This window comes from Bartonella sp. DGB1, assembly GCF_041345015.1.
Lineage (GTDB): Bacteria > Pseudomonadota > Alphaproteobacteria > Rhizobiales > Rhizobiaceae > DGB1.
Genome location: NZ_CP166769.1, coordinates 324,745 through 340,865 on the forward strand (window position 1 = coordinate 324,745; position 16,121 = coordinate 340,865).

At 31.8% G+C, this 16,121-nt stretch carries 14 protein-coding genes; 10 read left to right on the forward strand and 4 right to left on the reverse strand.

Translation table 11 applies throughout. The features are described 5' to 3' along the window. Positions 1–7: 7 nt before the first annotated feature. From ccmC to ccmA, 3 genes are read right to left on the reverse strand one after another with little or no spacing between them, the layout of a single operon-like run. Positions 8–763 carry a heme ABC transporter permease CcmC gene (gene ccmC, locus AB6T46_RS01575; RefSeq protein ID WP_370931686.1) on the reverse strand — a complete coding sequence of 252 codons (756 nt, stop codon included), beginning with the start codon at positions 761–763 and terminating at the stop codon, positions 8–10. Then, positions 764–1,429 carry a heme exporter protein CcmB gene (locus AB6T46_RS01580; RefSeq protein ID WP_370931687.1) on the reverse strand — a complete coding sequence of 222 codons (666 nt, stop codon included), beginning with the start codon at positions 1,427–1,429 and terminating at the stop codon, positions 764–766. Continuing rightward, complete coding sequence (gene ccmA, locus AB6T46_RS01585; protein WP_370931688.1) at positions 1,401–2,027, reverse strand: heme ABC exporter ATP-binding protein CcmA; 627 nt, start codon at positions 2,025–2,027, stop codon at positions 1,401–1,403. The genes AB6T46_RS01580 and ccmA overlap by 29 nt, the downstream gene beginning before the upstream one ends. A gap of 201 nt (positions 2,028–2,228) precedes the next feature. Between ccmA and acnA the strand changes: the two genes are divergently transcribed. From acnA to cyoD, 10 genes are all read left to right on the forward strand, one after another. Beyond that, positions 2,229–4,922: an aconitate hydratase AcnA gene (gene acnA, locus AB6T46_RS01590; RefSeq protein ID WP_370931689.1), complete on the forward strand. Its 2,694-nt coding sequence runs from the start codon at positions 2,229–2,231 to the stop codon at positions 4,920–4,922. 273 nt (positions 4,923–5,195) lie between these two features. After that, entirely contained in the window at positions 5,196–5,462 is a 267-nt protein-coding gene (gene rpsT / locus AB6T46_RS01595; RefSeq protein ID WP_370931690.1) for a 30S ribosomal protein S20, read from the forward strand. A gap of 466 nt (positions 5,463–5,928) precedes the next feature. Beyond that, positions 5,929–7,440, forward strand: coding sequence for a chromosomal replication initiator protein DnaA (dnaA, locus tag AB6T46_RS01600; protein WP_370931691.1), 1,512 nt, complete (start codon positions 5,929–5,931; stop codon positions 7,438–7,440). 96 nt (positions 7,441–7,536) lie between these two features. Further along, entirely contained in the window at positions 7,537–8,655 is a 1,119-nt protein-coding gene (gene dnaN, locus AB6T46_RS01605; RefSeq protein WP_370931692.1) for a DNA polymerase III subunit beta, read from the forward strand. A 16-nt stretch (positions 8,656–8,671) separates the two neighbouring features. Further along, positions 8,672–9,772: a DNA replication/repair protein RecF gene (gene recF / locus AB6T46_RS01610; protein ID WP_370931693.1), complete on the forward strand. Its 1,101-nt coding sequence runs from the start codon at positions 8,672–8,674 to the stop codon at positions 9,770–9,772. 23 nt (positions 9,773–9,795) lie between these two features. Further along, positions 9,796–10,236 (forward strand): type II 3-dehydroquinate dehydratase, encoded by a 441-nt coding sequence (gene aroQ, locus AB6T46_RS01615; protein ID WP_370931694.1) that lies wholly within the window; start codon positions 9,796–9,798, stop codon positions 10,234–10,236. A gap of 123 nt (positions 10,237–10,359) precedes the next feature. Then, positions 10,360–11,367 (forward strand): ubiquinol oxidase subunit II, encoded by a 1,008-nt coding sequence (gene cyoA / locus AB6T46_RS01620; protein ID WP_370931695.1) that lies wholly within the window; start codon positions 10,360–10,362, stop codon positions 11,365–11,367. A 14-nt stretch (positions 11,368–11,381) separates the two neighbouring features. Next, entirely contained in the window at positions 11,382–13,391 is a 2,010-nt protein-coding gene (locus tag AB6T46_RS01625) for a cbb3-type cytochrome c oxidase subunit I (RefSeq protein WP_370931696.1), read from the forward strand. Beyond that, positions 13,388–14,014 carry a cytochrome o ubiquinol oxidase subunit III gene (gene cyoC / locus AB6T46_RS01630; protein WP_370931697.1) on the forward strand — a complete coding sequence of 209 codons (627 nt, stop codon included), beginning with the start codon at positions 13,388–13,390 and terminating at the stop codon, positions 14,012–14,014. Before AB6T46_RS01625 ends, cyoC begins: the two co-directional genes overlap by 4 nt. Then, entirely contained in the window at positions 14,014–14,415 is a 402-nt protein-coding gene (gene cyoD, locus AB6T46_RS01635) for a cytochrome o ubiquinol oxidase subunit IV (RefSeq protein WP_370931698.1), read from the forward strand. The genes cyoC and cyoD overlap by 1 nt, the downstream gene beginning before the upstream one ends. A gap of 388 nt (positions 14,416–14,803) precedes the next feature. Here cyoD and hslU read toward each other — a convergent pair whose 3' ends face one another. Then, a complete protein-coding gene (hslU, locus tag AB6T46_RS01640) occupies positions 14,804–16,108 on the reverse strand; it encodes an ATP-dependent protease ATPase subunit HslU (protein ID WP_370931699.1) in 1,305 nt (434 codons plus the stop codon). Between the last annotated feature and the right edge of the window lie 13 nt (positions 16,109–16,121).

The window sequence follows — 16,121 nt, forward strand, 5'->3', positions numbered from 1 at the left end:
GACACATTTAGTTCTCTCGATCATATTTAGTTAATAATAGTTGTTTTTTTGTATAAATTTGCTGTTTTAAAATGGTATTTTGTAATAAAATAATTAAAAAGTAAAAAAATAAAAATTGCATAGTAATAGTTGAGACTAATAATATTTTTAAAAAAATATTTTCAATTTGATTACCAGTTATTATTGAAACAGAAGCGCCTTGATGTAAGCTATTCCACCAATCAACGGAATATTTAATTATTGGAATATTCACAAAACCAATAATAGTAAAAATACTTGAGATAATTGCTAATTTAGAATTTTCTTTTACGCTATGTTGTAAGGTGACTAACAATAAATAAATGATTAGTAAAATAAAAAAAGAAGTTAACCTTGCATCCCATACCCACCAAGTGCCCCAAGTTGGTTTACCCCAATAAGATCCAGTTATTATGGTTAATATAGTGAATATAGTTCCTATAGGTAAAGCTGACTTAAAAAATAAATAGGCGATAGTATGTCTCCAAACAAGATATATAAAAGCATTTATAGTTAGAAAACTGTAACAAAATAGGGAAAGCCAAGCTGCTGGAACATGTATAAACATAATTTTAACAGTAATGCCTTGTTTGTAATCATCGGGGCTATTATAGATCAACCATCCTGATATAATAATTAATATTAAACAAAGACCGCCTAGCCAAGGCTGTATTTTTTTAGTTAGCTTAGCTATAAATAAGATATTTATTATTTTATCGCGCCAAGATAAATATTTTCTATTCATTTAAAACCTATTTAAATATTTTAGAGATAGCGCGGTAAAAAATACCCCGGTAACCGATAAAAATATGCTGGTAGCTATTAAAAAATATAAAGCTCCACTAAAATTTGCTGGATTATTAATAATTTCCATAGTAGCTGATATACCAAAAATTAATAATGGTATTAAGAAAGGAAAAACCATTATAATAGATAATAATTGTGATTTTTCTAATTGTAAAGTTAAGATTGTCATAGCTGCTCCCATTGTTGTTATTGCTGGAGTTCCTATTATCAAGGTTGCACTTAAAGTAATAAGTTCAGTTAGGTTTAACTTTAAGGTTATGGTAAATAAAAAAATACTAATTAATATAGGTAGAATATTAGTAATCCAATAAGTAGCACATTTTATTAATACAAATAAAATAGGCAATCTGGGTGAGGCTAATAAAAAAATTTCTAGAGAGCCATTATGAGCATCATCAATAATAAATTGATTTAAAGTTAGTAAAGTAGAGAACACCATAGCTAACCATAAAATAGCAGGGGTAAAAATATGAATTAAGTTTGGATCATTAGTTAAGCTTATTGGTAAGGCAATAATAAAACAACTCAATAATAATAAGCTATTTAACCAAGTATATTTGTGGAGGAAATTTAACTTAATATCCCGTAAAAAAATTGCTAACATTTTTAAAATCCTGTAAATTAATAACCTTTGCGGTAGGTAAGTCAAAAGGCGTTGGGTTTGTTAAAATAATAATACCAGTTAAGTTATTAGCTTGGTTAAGTATAAGGTCTTTTATTATATTATAATTTTTACTATCTAATCCGCTGAATGGTTCATCCAGCAACCAAATAGGGCGTTGTTCAATTAATAATCTAGTTAATGATACTATTTTTTTTTGCCCCATGGATAAGTTAGAAAAATTTATATCTAACAATTTTGCAAGATTAAATTTTTTGATAATATTTTCACATATAGAAGGATCTTTATTAAAAAATTTTAGCCAAAATAATAAATTTTCTTCCACTGTAAGATAGTCATTCATAGCAAATTTATGTCCAATATAATGACTATAATAAGTTAATGGTGCTGATTCGTTATTAATTGTAAATTTAATATTTTTATTTTGATAATGGGCTATTGTTCGTAGTAATGTAGTTTTACCACAGCCATTTTCTCCCGTGATAATGATAATTTGCCCTTTGTTAACATGTAAATTAAAATTATTAATAAGTTGTTGTTCGTGACAAAAAATGTCCAAATTGTTAATTTTTAATTGCATGTAAAATAATTCAATAATTTATAGGAAAAATGTTAAAATTGTTGTAGAGTAATTTATATTTGACAAAATACTTTTTAAAAAGTATCACATTAAACATTAATGTAAAAGATAAAAAAAGAGGTATAATTCTATAATTTTACTAATAGTGAATATATTAATTTTCTAGTTTGGATCCCTTAATTGGGAGAGTTGTGAGGTAATATGTCTAAAATCGATAGTTTTAAATGCCGTAAGCTTTTAAAGATTAATGGAAAAAATTATATATATTATAGCTTGATAGAAGCAGAGAAGAATGGGCTTAAAGGTGTTTCGAAACTTCCTGTTTCAATGAAAATATTGCTAGAGAATTTATTGCGTAAAGAAGATGGTTTTAGCGTTAAAAAAACCGATATTGAAAAGATAGCACATTGGGTTGAAAATAGAGGCAAACAAGAGGTAGAAATTTCATATAGTCCTGCTCGGGTATTAATGCAAGATTTTACTGGTGTACCTGCTGTGGTAGATCTTGCTGCTATGAGAGATGCTATGGTGAATTTAGGTGGCGATCCTAAAAAAATTAATCCCTTAATACCAGTGGATTTGGTTATTGACCATTCTGTAATTGTAGATAGCTTTGGTAGACATAAATCTTTTGAGATTAATGTTGAAAATGAATATCGTAGAAATGGAGAAAGATATCGTTTCTTGAAATGGGGTCAGCAGGCTTTTAGCAATTTTAGAGTTGTTCCACCAGGTACGGGTATTTGTCACCAAGTTAATCTAGAATATTTATCTCAAGCGGTTTGGACCAAAGATGAAGATGGCGAAACGATCGCTTATTGTGATACTTGTGTTGGTACTGATTCTCATACAACTATGGTAAATGGCTTAGGCATATTAGCGTGGGGCGTCGGTGGTATAGAGGCGGAAGCTGCTATGTTAGGGCAGCCTATTTCAATGTTGCTACCAGAGGTAATAGGCTTTAGGTTAACTGGTTCATTGCGTGAGGGCGTTACCGCTACTGATTTAGTATTAACTGTTACACAAATGTTAAGAGAAAAAGGTGTGGTAGGGAAATTTGTAGAATTTTTTGGTCCTGGTCTGAGGCATATGACCTTAGCGGATAGAGCTACTATTGGTAATATGGCGCCCGAATATGGTGCTACTTGTGGTTTTTTCCCTATTGACGATGAATCAATTCGTTACTTAATGGTAAGTGGTAGGGAGCTAGACCGTATTAAATTAGTAGAAGAATATACCAAAGCTCAAGGAATGTGGCGTGAAGAAAATAGTGAAGATCCTATTTTTACTGACATATTAGAATTAGATCTTAGTGAGGTAGTTCCTTCTATGGCTGGTCCAAAGCGTCCCGAAGGAAGGGTTGATCTGCCCGATATAAAAGAAAGTTTTTTAAAAGCGTTACGCGATGATTATAAGAAACCTGAAGGTATAGAAACTAGATTCGCTGTTGAAGGGCAAACTTATAAAATTGGACATGGTGATGTAGCGATAGCCGCTATTACTTCTTGTACTAACACTTCTAACCCTAATGTATTAATAGCTGCGGGTTTATTAGCTAAAAATGCTGTAGAGCGTGGTTTAAGTGTAAAGCCTTGGGTTAAAACATCTTTAGCGCCAGGTTCACAAGTAGTTGCCTCTTATCTATCTAGTTCTGGTTTGCAGCCTTATCTAGATCAATTAGGTTTTAATTTAGTTGGTTTTGGTTGTACTACTTGTATTGGTAATTCAGGTCCTTTATTAGAGGAAATATCACAAACTATTGATGATAATGGGTTAATAGTTTCAGCCGTTCTTTCAGGTAATAGAAATTTTGAAGGTCGCGTTTCTCCTGATGTTCAAGCAAATTATTTAGCTTCACCACCGTTAGTGGTAGCTCATGCATTAGCAGGAACTGTGTGTTTAAACATGGAAAAAGATCCTTTAGGTTATGACAAAGAAGGACAGCCGGTATATTTGCGTGATATTTGGCCAACAAGTGAAGATATACAATCTGTAATAGATTCAAATGTAACACGTGAAGTATTTTTAACTAAATATAAAGACGTATTTAAAGGTGATGAACATTGGCGTGAAGTGCAAGTGCCTGAAGGTCAAACATATAGCTGGGACGAGGATTCTACTTATGTGCGTAATCCTCCTTATTTTGAAGGTATGTCTAAATTCAAAGGTGATATAGCTGATATTAAACAAGCTCGTATTTTGGCTTTATTAGGTGATAAAATTACAACTGATCATATTTCTCCAGCCGGTTCGATCAAGATTGATTCTCCAGCAGGTGAATATTTACTTTCTAAGGGCGTGGAATTAGCTGAATTTAATCAATATGGTACTAGAAGAGGTAATCACGAAGTTATGATGCGTGGTACTTTTGCTAATATACGGTTGGTAAATTATATGCTAGGAGAAAATTTGCGTGAAGGTGGTTTTAGTCTTCATTACCCTGATGGTAAAGAGGATTTTATTTTTGATGTTGCTATGCAATATAAAAAAGAGAATGTTCCTTTGGTGATATTTGCCGGTGTAGAATATGGTAATGGCTCTTCTAGAGACTGGGCAGCAAAAGGGGCTAATTTACTAGGTGTGAAGGCGGTTATTGCTCAATCTTTTGAGCGAATTCATCGATCTAACCTAGTTGGTATGGGGGTATTGCCTTTTGTATTTACAAATGAAAATAGCTGGGAAACGTTAGGTTTGAAGGGTGATGAAATAGTAACATTCTCTGATTTATCTAATCTTAAACCTAAAGATAGAGTTTGGGCTACTATTAATTTTTCTGATGGTCGAGAGGAAAAAATTGAATTAATTTGTCGAGTCGATACATTGGAAGAATTTACATATTTAAAACATGGTGGTATTTTACATTATGTTTTACGTGAATTAGCCGGAAAGGCCTAATTGATACCCTTTAATAGGGTATTAATTAGGAAATATTTTGAAATGGTTTGGTTAAAATATTTACTTTAACTTATACTAGAGCAAAATTATTGGTAATTATAATTTAAAGAGAAATATTTGATTGACGTTTTTGGTAAAATTTATTATAAGTAAACAGAAATTTATACAAACGTTTTTAAACAAATATGTTTGTCTTTAGTGAATAAGTTATTCATAGTAACTTTTAGTTGAGCCTAGGCTCTTATTATTTTTTTAGATTGGAAAGAGGTATTTATGGCTAATACATCTTCGGCCAAAAAGGCTGCTCGTAAAATAGCGGCTCGTACATTGGTCAATAAAGCACGTCGTTCACGTGTGCGTACATTCATCCGTAAATTTGATGATGCGGTAGCTAGTAACAATCGTGAACAAGCAGTTAATGCTTTTAAAATGGTTGAACCAGAGCTTATGCGTGCTTCTAGTAAAGGCGTTATTCATAAAAATACGGCTGCTCGTAAAATTTCACGTTTGCATAAACGTTTAAAAAAAATAGGTGAGTAACTATATATTGCAACGAAGGGCTTAATTAGATTAAGCCCTTCGTTGCTTTTGTTTTTCTTATAAAGACTATTTAGAGTGTAATACATAGAATTTTTAAAAGTAATTCTGTGTGTTTATGTTTGGGTTTTTTAATAGTTATCCCCGTAATTATGTGGATAACTGTTAAAGAAAATTAAGAGAAAAAGATCTTATCCTATATGGAAAAATAGTTCCCCGAATTATCAAAGGCGAATCTGTATTTTTATAGTAAAAGCATTTTCTTGCTGTAAAATATATTTATTTTAAGTTTGATTTTTGCTTGCCAATTTAGGCATGGTCTTATAATCTATTCACAACCCAATTGTAACGATCATTTTGATTATTTTAATTATAAGTTGTTGTTATATAGTATATTTATATTTTTTAGGGATATTGTCGTTTATTAAGCGGGTCATGTTTAAACTCTAAAGAGATAAGGTAATATAAAATGAAAACAGACGTAAATTCAGTAGAGGAGAATTTTGTTGCAGCTACAGGAACTGCGTTAGCAGTGAAATCTAGTTCTGATTCTCTTTTTGAATCATTTACGAAATCTTTAAACGAGCATTTGGGAGATGAAGTATTTTCTAGTTGGTTTGGTAGATTGCAACTAGATTATATCACCGATGAAATAGTTAGATTATCTGTTCCTACAGCTTTTTTACGCTCTTGGATAAATACGCATTATTTAACTGTAATTGAAGAATTATGGCAAAAAAAATTAAAGAATTTAGTTAAAGTAGAAATAGTGATAAGAAGTGCTACTAGAACTTCAAGAGTTGCTGCTAATATTTCTGTAGCTGATAATAATAAAGTTAATAAGTCTCTAGGTTCTAATTTATCGCATAAAGATAAGAATCCAGTTGTTTCTCCAAATATTTCAACTCAACAACGTATGTTGCAGCCTTTAACATTAGGTTCACCTTTAGATCCTAAATATACTTTTGATAATTTTGTTGAAGGAGCTTCTAATCGTATGGCTCTTGCCGCTGCAAAAACGGTTGCTGAGGCAGGATCTGGTGCCGTTCGTTTTAATCCTTTATTTATTCATGCTTCTGTAGGTATGGGTAAAACTCACTTGTTGCAAGCTATTGCTATTAATATGTTAAGCCGTATAACTCCGGTGAAAGTTGTTTATTTTACCGCTGAATATTTTATGTGGCGCTTTGCTATGGCTATTCGAGATAATAATGCTCTATTGTTGAAAGAGCAATTGCGTAATATAGATCTTCTTATTATTGATGATATGCAATTTCTACAAGGTAAATCAATTCAAAATGAATTTTGTCATTTATTGAATTTATTATTAGATAGTGCAAAACAAGTTGTAGTGGCTGCGGATAGACCTGTTGCTGAACTTGAAATGCTTGATGATCGGGTTAAGTCGCGTTTGCAAGGCGGGGTTGCTTTGGAAATAGGTCATCCAGATTATAATATGCGTTTACAAATGTTACAGCATAAGTTATCTCAGGCTATGCGTGAAGATTCAGATCTTAAAATTGATGAAAAAACGCTAGTTTATGTTGCTTCAGTTATTTCTGGTTCAGGTAGAGATATTGAGGGTGCCTTTAACCAATTATTGGTTTGTAAATCCTTTGGTGGTGAACTTAGTTTTCAACGTGTAGGAGAATTAATCAGTCATTTAATGCGTCCTAATGATTCTAAGAGAATAAAAATAGAGGATATTCAAAAGATAGTAGCACGACATTATAATGTTTCTAAACAGGATTTATTGTCTAATAGAAGGACTAGAACTATTGTTAAACCTCGACAAGTTGCAATGTATCTTTCAAAAATTTTGACACCTCGTTCATTGCCTGAAATAGGGCGTAGATTTGGTGGTCGAGATCATACTACAGTATTACATGCAGTAAGGAAGATAGAAGGGCTGTTAGATGAAGATAAATCATTGTTTCAGGATATTGAAACTTTAAAACAGCTTGTGCAGGACCAGAGTTGATCTCTTGTATATTGTTGCTGTAATATGTTAAATAAAAATTAATTACAAATTATTAAATCTAGTTTAAATCACTAAATCTAGTTAAGGATAAGTGAAATGCATGTTATTGTAGATCAATCACAATTATTAAAAGCTCTATCGCATAGTGCTAGGGTCGTTGAAAGACGAAATGCTGGTGAAATAGTGTCGAATGTATTTTTAGATGCTTTCGCTGGTGGGCTACGTCTTAAGGCAACCGATCTGGATCTTTTGTTGACTGAGGTAATACCAGCAGTAAGTAAAGAAGACGGTAAAACTACTGTTTCAGCTCAATTATTTTCAGAAATAGTTAAAAAATTATCAGATTATGAACAAGTAGAATTATGTTTAGATCAAGATAAAAAATTTTTAATTATTAAATCAGGTGTTTCACAATTTAAGCTAGCGGTGATGGATGCAAATGATTTTCCTGTAGAAGAAGAAAAAATATTTACGCATAATTTTTGTTTGCCTGCGTCAGAATTATTCTTTTTACTGAGTAGATGTGAATTTGCTATTTCTATGGAAGATACTAGATATTATTTAACGGGCGCTTATTTCCACTGTGTAGAGGAAGATAATAAAAAATTATTACGTAGTGTTGCAACAGATGGACATAGATTAGCGAGAATTCAGATAGATGCTCCGGAAGGCGTGGAAAATATGCCGAATGTTATTATTGGGCGTAAATTAGTAACTGAATTATGTAAAATATTAGCAGAAGATAAAGAGCAACAAGTAAATATTAGCTTATCTGATCGTAATATTAAATTGCAAATTAACGATATTTGTTTTGTATCTTCTTTAGTTGATGGTAAATTTCCTGATTATAATAGAGTCATTCCAATCAAGAATGATAAAGAGTTAAAAATTTCTAATTCTGCTTTAAAATCTGCAGTTGATCGTGTGACGGTTGTTAGTGAAAGAGGTAAAGCCGTTAAATTTTCTCTTACTCAAGATAAATTAATTTTATCTGTTTCTGCCTCTCCAGCTGGTAGTGCCGAGGAGCGTTTGGATGTTGATTATAAAGATGAAGATTTGCAAATAGGCTTTAATGCTCGTTATTTAATCGATATTATTTCACAAATTAATAGTGAAGATATTTATATTAGATTATTGAATTCTGAATCACCTGCTGTAGTTAAGTCTCCGGAAGACGATAGAGCTATTTATATTTTAATGCCAATGCGTTGCTAAGTTGAATGGTAATATTTTGCAATATCTTAGTATAAATCGTTTAGATTTAACCAATTTTCGCAATTATAGTAACTTTTCGTTAGATTTAGCTGGTCGTTCTTTAATTTTAACTGGTTGTAATGGTAGTGGTAAAACTAATTTTTTAGAAGCTATTTCCTTGTTTTTACCAGGACGGGGTTTGCGTCGGTCTGCTTATCAGGAAATGATTCAAGCAAATAAACAGACTTTTTCCTTGCATGGGGTATTTGATTATAATTTATCTCCTCTTAATATAGGTACAGAATTTAGTTGTACCTATGTTAGTAGAAAGGTAAAAATTGACGGTGAATTTTGTCCATTAGATGATCTGACTAATTATATTCGTCTAAATTGGTTGATTCCAGCTATGGACGGAATTTTTTCAGGTAGAGATTCGGAAGGTAGGCAATTTTTAGATAGGTTGATTTTTTCTCTTGATAGCTCTCATGCTAAACGTTTATCTGATTATGATAAATTATTGCGTTCTCGTAATAAATTATTAGAAAATTGGCGTAGTAATGATATTTGGTTAGACGCTATAGAATTACAGCTTTCTGAAATAGCTGTAGCTATAGCCGCTGCTAGGTTAGATTTAGTGGATCAATTAAATATTTTATTTTCAGAATGTAATATTCACAGTTTTCCTAGAGCCTTTTTAGAAGTGAATGGATTTGTAGAAGACAATTTATTATTAACTAATGCGCAAGAAGTTGAAGATAATTTCAGGTTGCTATTAAAAAATCAACGAGCTATAGATGCAGCCTCTGGAAGAACTAACATAGGTATACATAGAAGTAAATTGACCGTATCTCACTATGATAAAAAAATAACCGCTAAATTTTGTTCTACTGGTGAGCAAAAAATGTTATTAATTGGCATTATATTATGTCATTCTCAGTTAACTAAAAATTTAGTAGGTTATTGTCCAATCTTATTGTTAGATGAAATAGTTTCACACTTAGATTACAAACATAGAGAAACTTTATTTGCTTTTTTACTTTCTTTAGGAGGTCAATTTTTTGTGACAGGAACTGATAAAAATATATTTTCTAGTTTAGGTAATGAAGTGGAATTTTTTTCTACCGATCAGTGTAAGTGATAACAGGTTGGATTTTCAAATAAATGAAGCAAACTATTTTTATAATTAATGGACCAAATTTAAATTTACTAGGTAATAGAGAAAATAACATATATGGTGATTCCACTTTACAAGAATTGCAAGAAATGTGTGAAAATTATATAAAATCTAGTAATTTTAATATAAAATTTTTTCAATCTAACTATGAAGGTAAATTAATAGATTTAATTCAACAGGCTGCGGAAGAATCACAAGGGCTAATTATTAATGCCGCAGGTTATAGTCATACTTCTGTTGCTATCTATGATGCGGTGAAAAATTATCCAGGTTTTTCTGTGGAAGTACATTTATCTAATATTTACAAACGAGAGGAATTTAGGAAAAATAGTTATGTGAGTTCTGTGGTTGATGGAGTAATAAGTGGGTTAGGAACTCACGGCTATATTTTAGCATTGGAATATTTAACAGCTAAATTAACAAAATAGTTAATTTGAATGATAATACTTGCTAAAATTATCGGTTCGTATTATTGAATAGATAAAAAAATGTTATAGTTGTGTTATAATATGAAGGACTATCTAGAAATTAAGGTAGTGAAAGGATAATAAATGAGTTACTTAAGGAAAATATTCGGGCTGTTCGGTATAGTCTTAGGTTATTTAATCTTAACTGCTAGCCAATATGTGATTTTAAATCCAACAGGCGCTGTAGCCAAAATGGAAAGTAACCTTATTGTTATCTCTACGATTTTAATGTTATTAATAGTTATTCCAGTAATGATAGCCGTAATAATTTTAGCCTGGAAATATAGAGCAAATAATAAAAAGGCTGAATATCTACCTGAATGGGGGCATTCGGTTAAAGCTGAAGTATATATGTGGGGTATTCCTACAATTCTTATTATTATTTTAGGCGCTATAACAGCTTATTATTCGATAATTTATGATCCATTTCGTCGTTTACCAATAGAGACTGATAAACCTCCACTTACGGTGCAAGTGGTAGCGCTTAATTGGAAATGGCTGTTTATCTATCCTGAACAAAATATAGCTACAATTAACGAACTTTATATTCCTACAGATAGAGAAATTGCTTTTGATATAACTTCTACTGATAATGTAAATGCTTTTTGGGTGCCCGCATTAGGCTCAATGATTTATGCTATGCCCGGCATGCGTACAAAAGTACATTATATAACTGATAAAACAGGCGTGTTTGCAGGGTCTTCAGCTAATTATAGCGGAAAGGGTTTCTCTGGTATGCGTTTTAAAACATATGCCGTTACTCAACCAGAATTTGAACAATGGGTAGCAACTGTAAAGCAAAGTCAATTACAGTTGGATGTTAATACTTATTTAGGATTAGTTGAGCCGTCAGAAAGTGAGCCGGTTAAATATTTTTCTGAGACACTACCAGGATTATTTTATCGTGTAGCTAATAGATGTGTAAAACAAGGAGAAGTTTGTATCGAAACCAAAATGATGCAGGCAGCAAGTCAAACTCTTTGGGGTTCTATTTGTTCTGGTGCGGGCTTTACTCCTTATTCATCGTCTAGGTGGGGTGATGAAGCAGCTGCAAAAGCTAGAAGAAAGTTAGCCGCTATTGAAACTAATTAGAATTGGATGATGTTATGTTAGGAAAACTGAATTATAATACTGCTTTTCATGATGTTATGGAAGAGCCTATAGTTTTTTATACAGTTGTTGTAATGATCTTAGGTGTAATAGGAATATTATTTTTTATTACTCTTATGCGTTGGTGGAAACCTTTATGGAGTAATTGGTTAACAACTGTAGACCATAAGCGTTTAGGTATTATGTATTTTATTTTAGGCTTCGTAATGTTATTGCGGGGTTTTGCAGACGCTTTGTTAATGCGTAGTCATCAATCGGTTGCTTTAGGGGATAGTACTGCAGTTGGCTTTTTGCCACCAGATCATTATGATCAAATTTTTACAGCTCATGGTGTTATAATGATCTTTTTTATGGTCACACCTTTGTTATTTGGTTTAATGAATTTTGTGGTACCTTTGCAAATAGGAGCTAGAGATGTAGCCTATCCATTTTTAAATTCATTAGCTTTTTGGCTTACTTTTGCAGCTGCTATTTTAATAAATATTTCTCTAGGTATTGGTAATTTTGCTAAAGGAGGCTGGTTAGCATATCCACCCTTTACAGGATTAGCTGGTAGTCCAGATACGGGTATGAATTATTATCTTTGGGCGTTACAAATTTCTGGTGCTGCTACTTTGATGAGTGCTATTAATTTTACAGTAACTATTTTAAAAATGCGTGCGCCTAGTATGAAATTAATGCAGTTACCAGTCTTTACTTGGAGTGTATTGATTTCTAACGTATTGATAATGGTAGTTTTCCCTATTTTAACTGCAACTTTAGGCTTATTGACCGCAGATCGTTATCTAGATACTCATTTCTTTACTGTCGATGGCGGTGGTAATGCTATGGTATGGGTTAATTATATTTGGATGTGGGGACATCCAGAGGTATATATTTTAGTAATTCCTGCTTTTGGTATTTTATCTGAGGTTATTCCAAATTTTTCTGCTAAACGTTTGTTTGGCTATTTATCTATGGTATTTGCTCTAGTTTCTATCTTGATACTATCTTTTTTAGTTTGGGGACATCATTTTTTCACTATGGGTGCAGGCGGAAGTGTGAATGCCTTTTTTGGTGTGGCTACTATGATTATTGCCGTTCCTACAGGTGTTAAAATATTTAACTGGTTATTCACTATCTATAAGGGAAGAATTCGATTTGAACTGCCGATGTTATTTGCCTTAGGTATGATGTTTACTTTCGTAGGCGGAGGACTGACAGGAGTTTTATTAGCTGTAGTTCCTGCTGATTGGCAATTGCATAATAGTTTATTTTTGGTTGCGCATTTCCATCACGTTATTATTGGTGGTGTGGTTTATGCATATTTAGCCGGTATATATTATTGGTTTCCTAAGGCCTTTGGCTTTAAATTGAATGACTTTTTAGGTAAAATATCATTCTGGGCTTGGTTCGTAGGTTTTTATGTAGCATTTATGCCCGTTTATGCTTTAGGTTTAATGGCCGCAACACGTAGATTGCAACATTATGCTAACCCGGAATGGCAGCCATATTTTGTTGTGGCTTTCATTGGTGTGTTAATTATTGCTGTAGCTATTTTAGCATTCTTGGCACAAATAGCTCTAGCTGTATATAAAGTATGGCGTAATAAAGACAATATTGCAATGTCAAAAGGTGATGTGTGGGGTTATGGGCGTACTTTAGAATGGTTTATACCTACACCAGCGCCTGATTATAATTTTGCGCGTGTTCCTATAGTGAATTCTGCTGATCCATATTGGGATATGAAAAGATATGGTGTAGAAAGACCGACTAAATTTCATAAAATACATATGCCAAATAATACGCCGGTAGGATTTATTGTGGGTATGATAAATATTCCATTAGGATTTGCCTTGGTTTGGCATATTTGGTGGTTAGCTATTTTATCTTTAGTTGCAATGATCGCAACCTTTATCTATGATTCTTTCCGTAAAGATGAAGGCTATTATATTCCTGTAGAGGAAATAGAAGCTAATGAGAAAAAATATACTGAATTATTAGAAGAGAAAGGCTTGAAAATATGACATCGCCTATAATTCCGGTTAAACTACCAGAAGATGGATATCACACAGCTGCTGAAGAACATCATGATGCTGGTTCATTAAAAATATTCGGCTTTTGGATGTATATTCTAACGGATTGTTTTATTTTTGCGTTATTATTTGCTAACTATGCTTTGTTTGCAGGTGCTTATGATGGTGGGCCTACAGGTAGGGATCTATTTGATTTAAGGTTCGTGCTAGCTGAAACTATGGTGTTATTATTTTCTAGTATTACCTATGGCTTAGCATTAATATCTGCTTATCTACAGAAATTAAAGTTAACTATTATATGGTTGGCTCTGACATTTTTATTGGGTGTAACTTTTATTATAATGGAAATATATGAATTTCATCACTTAGTAGAATTAGGTGCAGGACCTTCTCGCTCTGCTTTTTGGTCAGCTTATTATGTTTTGGTTGGTACTCATGGTATCCACGTTACTACTGGTTTAATCTGGATGGCAGTTATGTTTATTCATCTGTTTAATAGTGGTTTAAATAAAGTAAATCGTGTTCGTCTGGCTTGTTTAAGCTTGTTTTGGCACTTTTTGGATATTATTTGGATAGGGGTATTCACTTTAGTATATCTTACAGGAGTATTATAATGAGTTTAGTTAATGAACAAGGTGAACATCATCATCATGAACATGTTCCTAAATATAGTGAATATATTATAGGGTTTATTTTATCAGTTATCTTAACTTTAGTTGCTTTTTTTGCTGTGATGAATGAGTGGTTTACTCCTGTTCCTACTTTCTTTTTCATTTTTGGCTTAGCTATATTACAAATGGTAGTGCAAATATTATATTTCTTGCATCTTGGTCAAAGTGAAGATTCTAGGTGGAACTATGGAATGTTAATCTTTGCAGCAGTTCTAATTTTTATAGTTATTGGTGGTAGTATTTGGATTATTTTTAATTTAAATTATAATGTTATGTTTTGGATACCGGATGAGCAACCACTCCCGTTACCAGAATTTGTAGAAAATTTATATAAAAATAATTAACTACAGGCTTTTGCTAGAATTTAAATATAAGTTTAATAATATATTCTATATAATATGTTGTTAAACTGTCAGATGTAAAAGATGCTATAATTTATAGAAATATAAATTATAGCATCTTTTTTTGATTTAAGTAAAAGCTGAATGTATCTTAATCTTAATCTTAATTATAATGTATCTTGATCTTAATTATACAGTCATCGCTATGTATCTATAGTCTCTGCTATAGTTTTCATTATTTATATTATATAATCTTGCATTAATGACAAATTCTGTTTTTATCAGTATTTGTAGTTACATAATAATTTTAACCTAAGTTAATATATTATTAACTTAGGTTAATGAATAATATAAAATATATCTCTAGAAATATCTGTATCTTAAGCTTAAATTATAAAATGAAACGTGATAGATCTACATCTTCTGATATATCTTTCATTATTTTTGTTACATAATCTGCATCAATAACAAATTCTGTTCCTGATTTATCTGGAGCTGTGAAAGAAATTTCATCTAACACTTTTTCTAATACAGTATGTAATCTTCTTGCTCCGATATTTTCTAACTTATTATTTAAGCTTACAGCTAATCTCGCAAATTCATCAATTGCTTCATCTGTAATTTTTAAAGTTACATTTTCAGTTTTTAACAAAGCTATAGCTTGTTTAATTAAGCTTGTTTCTGGTTCAGTTAAGATTTTTTTAAAATCTTCTTGTTTAAGAGCATTTAATTCTACTCTTATAGGTAATCTTCCTTGTAATTCTGGAAGTAGATCTGACGGTTTTGCAACATGAAAAGCGCCTGAAGCTATGAATAAAATATGATCTGTTTTCACTTGACCGTATTTTGTCGCAACATTAGTACCTTCTACTAGGGGTAAGAGGTCTCTTTGTACACCTTCTCGTGAGATACCGGAGTTATTTTGTGAATTTTTAACCGCTATTTTATCTATTTCATCTAAGAAAACAATGCCATTATTTTCAGTGATTTTTATTGCTTCTTGAACTATCTCATCTTGATTCAATAATTTTTCGGCTTCATCATTTATTAGTAATTCTTGAGCTTTTTGAACTGTGGTTTTTATTTTTTTAGATTTTTTTCCGAAAGCCTCTCCTAATATTTCTGACATATTTATCACGCCAATATTGGATCCAGGCGATAATGGAACATCTATACCTGTATTATTATTTTTACTAATTTTTATTTCTACTTCTTTTTCATTTAATTCGCCATCTCTTAGTTTTCTTTTGAAAGAATCTTTAGTTACTTCACTAGCAGTTTTACCTACTAAAATATCAATTAAGGTATTTTCTGCATTAAGTTGAGCTGTTGTTTTTATCGTTTCTCTTTTTTTCTCTTTAACTAATAAGATAGCATTTTCTAATAAATCTCTTATAATTTGTTCTACATCCCTGCCTACATATCCTACCTCAGTAAATTTTGTTGCTTCTACTTTTATAAAAGGTGCATTAGCTAATTTAGCTAGTCTTCTGGATATTTCAGTTTTACCTACGCCGGTTGGTCCGATCATTAGAATGTTTTTAGGCATAATTTCTTCACGCATTTTATCATCTAATTGTTGACGTCGCCAGCGATTTCTAAGAGCTACAGCAACAGCTCTTTTAGCTTCATGTTGACCAATGATAAATCTATCTAACTCAGATACAATTTCACGTGGAGAAAAATTTTTACTCATTCATACACCTTTA

Coding starts and splice junctions, on each gene's coding strand:
- ccmC (WP_370931686.1), bottom strand. CDS start 763: ATGAATAGAAAATATTTATCTTGGCGCGATAAAATAATAAATATCTTA.
- AB6T46_RS01580 (WP_370931687.1), bottom strand. CDS start 1,429: ATGTTAGCAATTTTTTTACGGGATATTAAGTTAAATTTCCTCCACAAA.
- ccmA (WP_370931688.1), bottom strand. CDS start 2,027: ATGCAATTAAAAATTAACAATTTGGACATTTTTTGTCACGAACAACAA.
- acnA (WP_370931689.1), top strand. CDS start 2,229: ATGTCTAAAATCGATAGTTTTAAATGCCGTAAGCTTTTAAAGATTAAT.
- rpsT (WP_370931690.1), top strand. CDS start 5,196: ATGGCTAATACATCTTCGGCCAAAAAGGCTGCTCGTAAAATAGCGGCT.
- dnaA (WP_370931691.1), top strand. CDS start 5,929: ATGAAAACAGACGTAAATTCAGTAGAGGAGAATTTTGTTGCAGCTACA.
- dnaN (WP_370931692.1), top strand. CDS start 7,537: ATGCATGTTATTGTAGATCAATCACAATTATTAAAAGCTCTATCGCAT.
- aroQ (WP_370931694.1), top strand. CDS start 9,796: ATGAAGCAAACTATTTTTATAATTAATGGACCAAATTTAAATTTACTA.
- cyoA (WP_370931695.1), top strand. CDS start 10,360: ATGAGTTACTTAAGGAAAATATTCGGGCTGTTCGGTATAGTCTTAGGT.
- AB6T46_RS01625 (WP_370931696.1), top strand. CDS start 11,382: ATGTTAGGAAAACTGAATTATAATACTGCTTTTCATGATGTTATGGAA.
- cyoC (WP_370931697.1), top strand. CDS start 13,388: ATGACATCGCCTATAATTCCGGTTAAACTACCAGAAGATGGATATCAC.
- cyoD (WP_370931698.1), top strand. CDS start 14,014: ATGAGTTTAGTTAATGAACAAGGTGAACATCATCATCATGAACATGTT.
- hslU (WP_370931699.1), bottom strand. CDS start 16,108: ATGAGTAAAAATTTTTCTCCACGTGAAATTGTATCTGAGTTAGATAGA.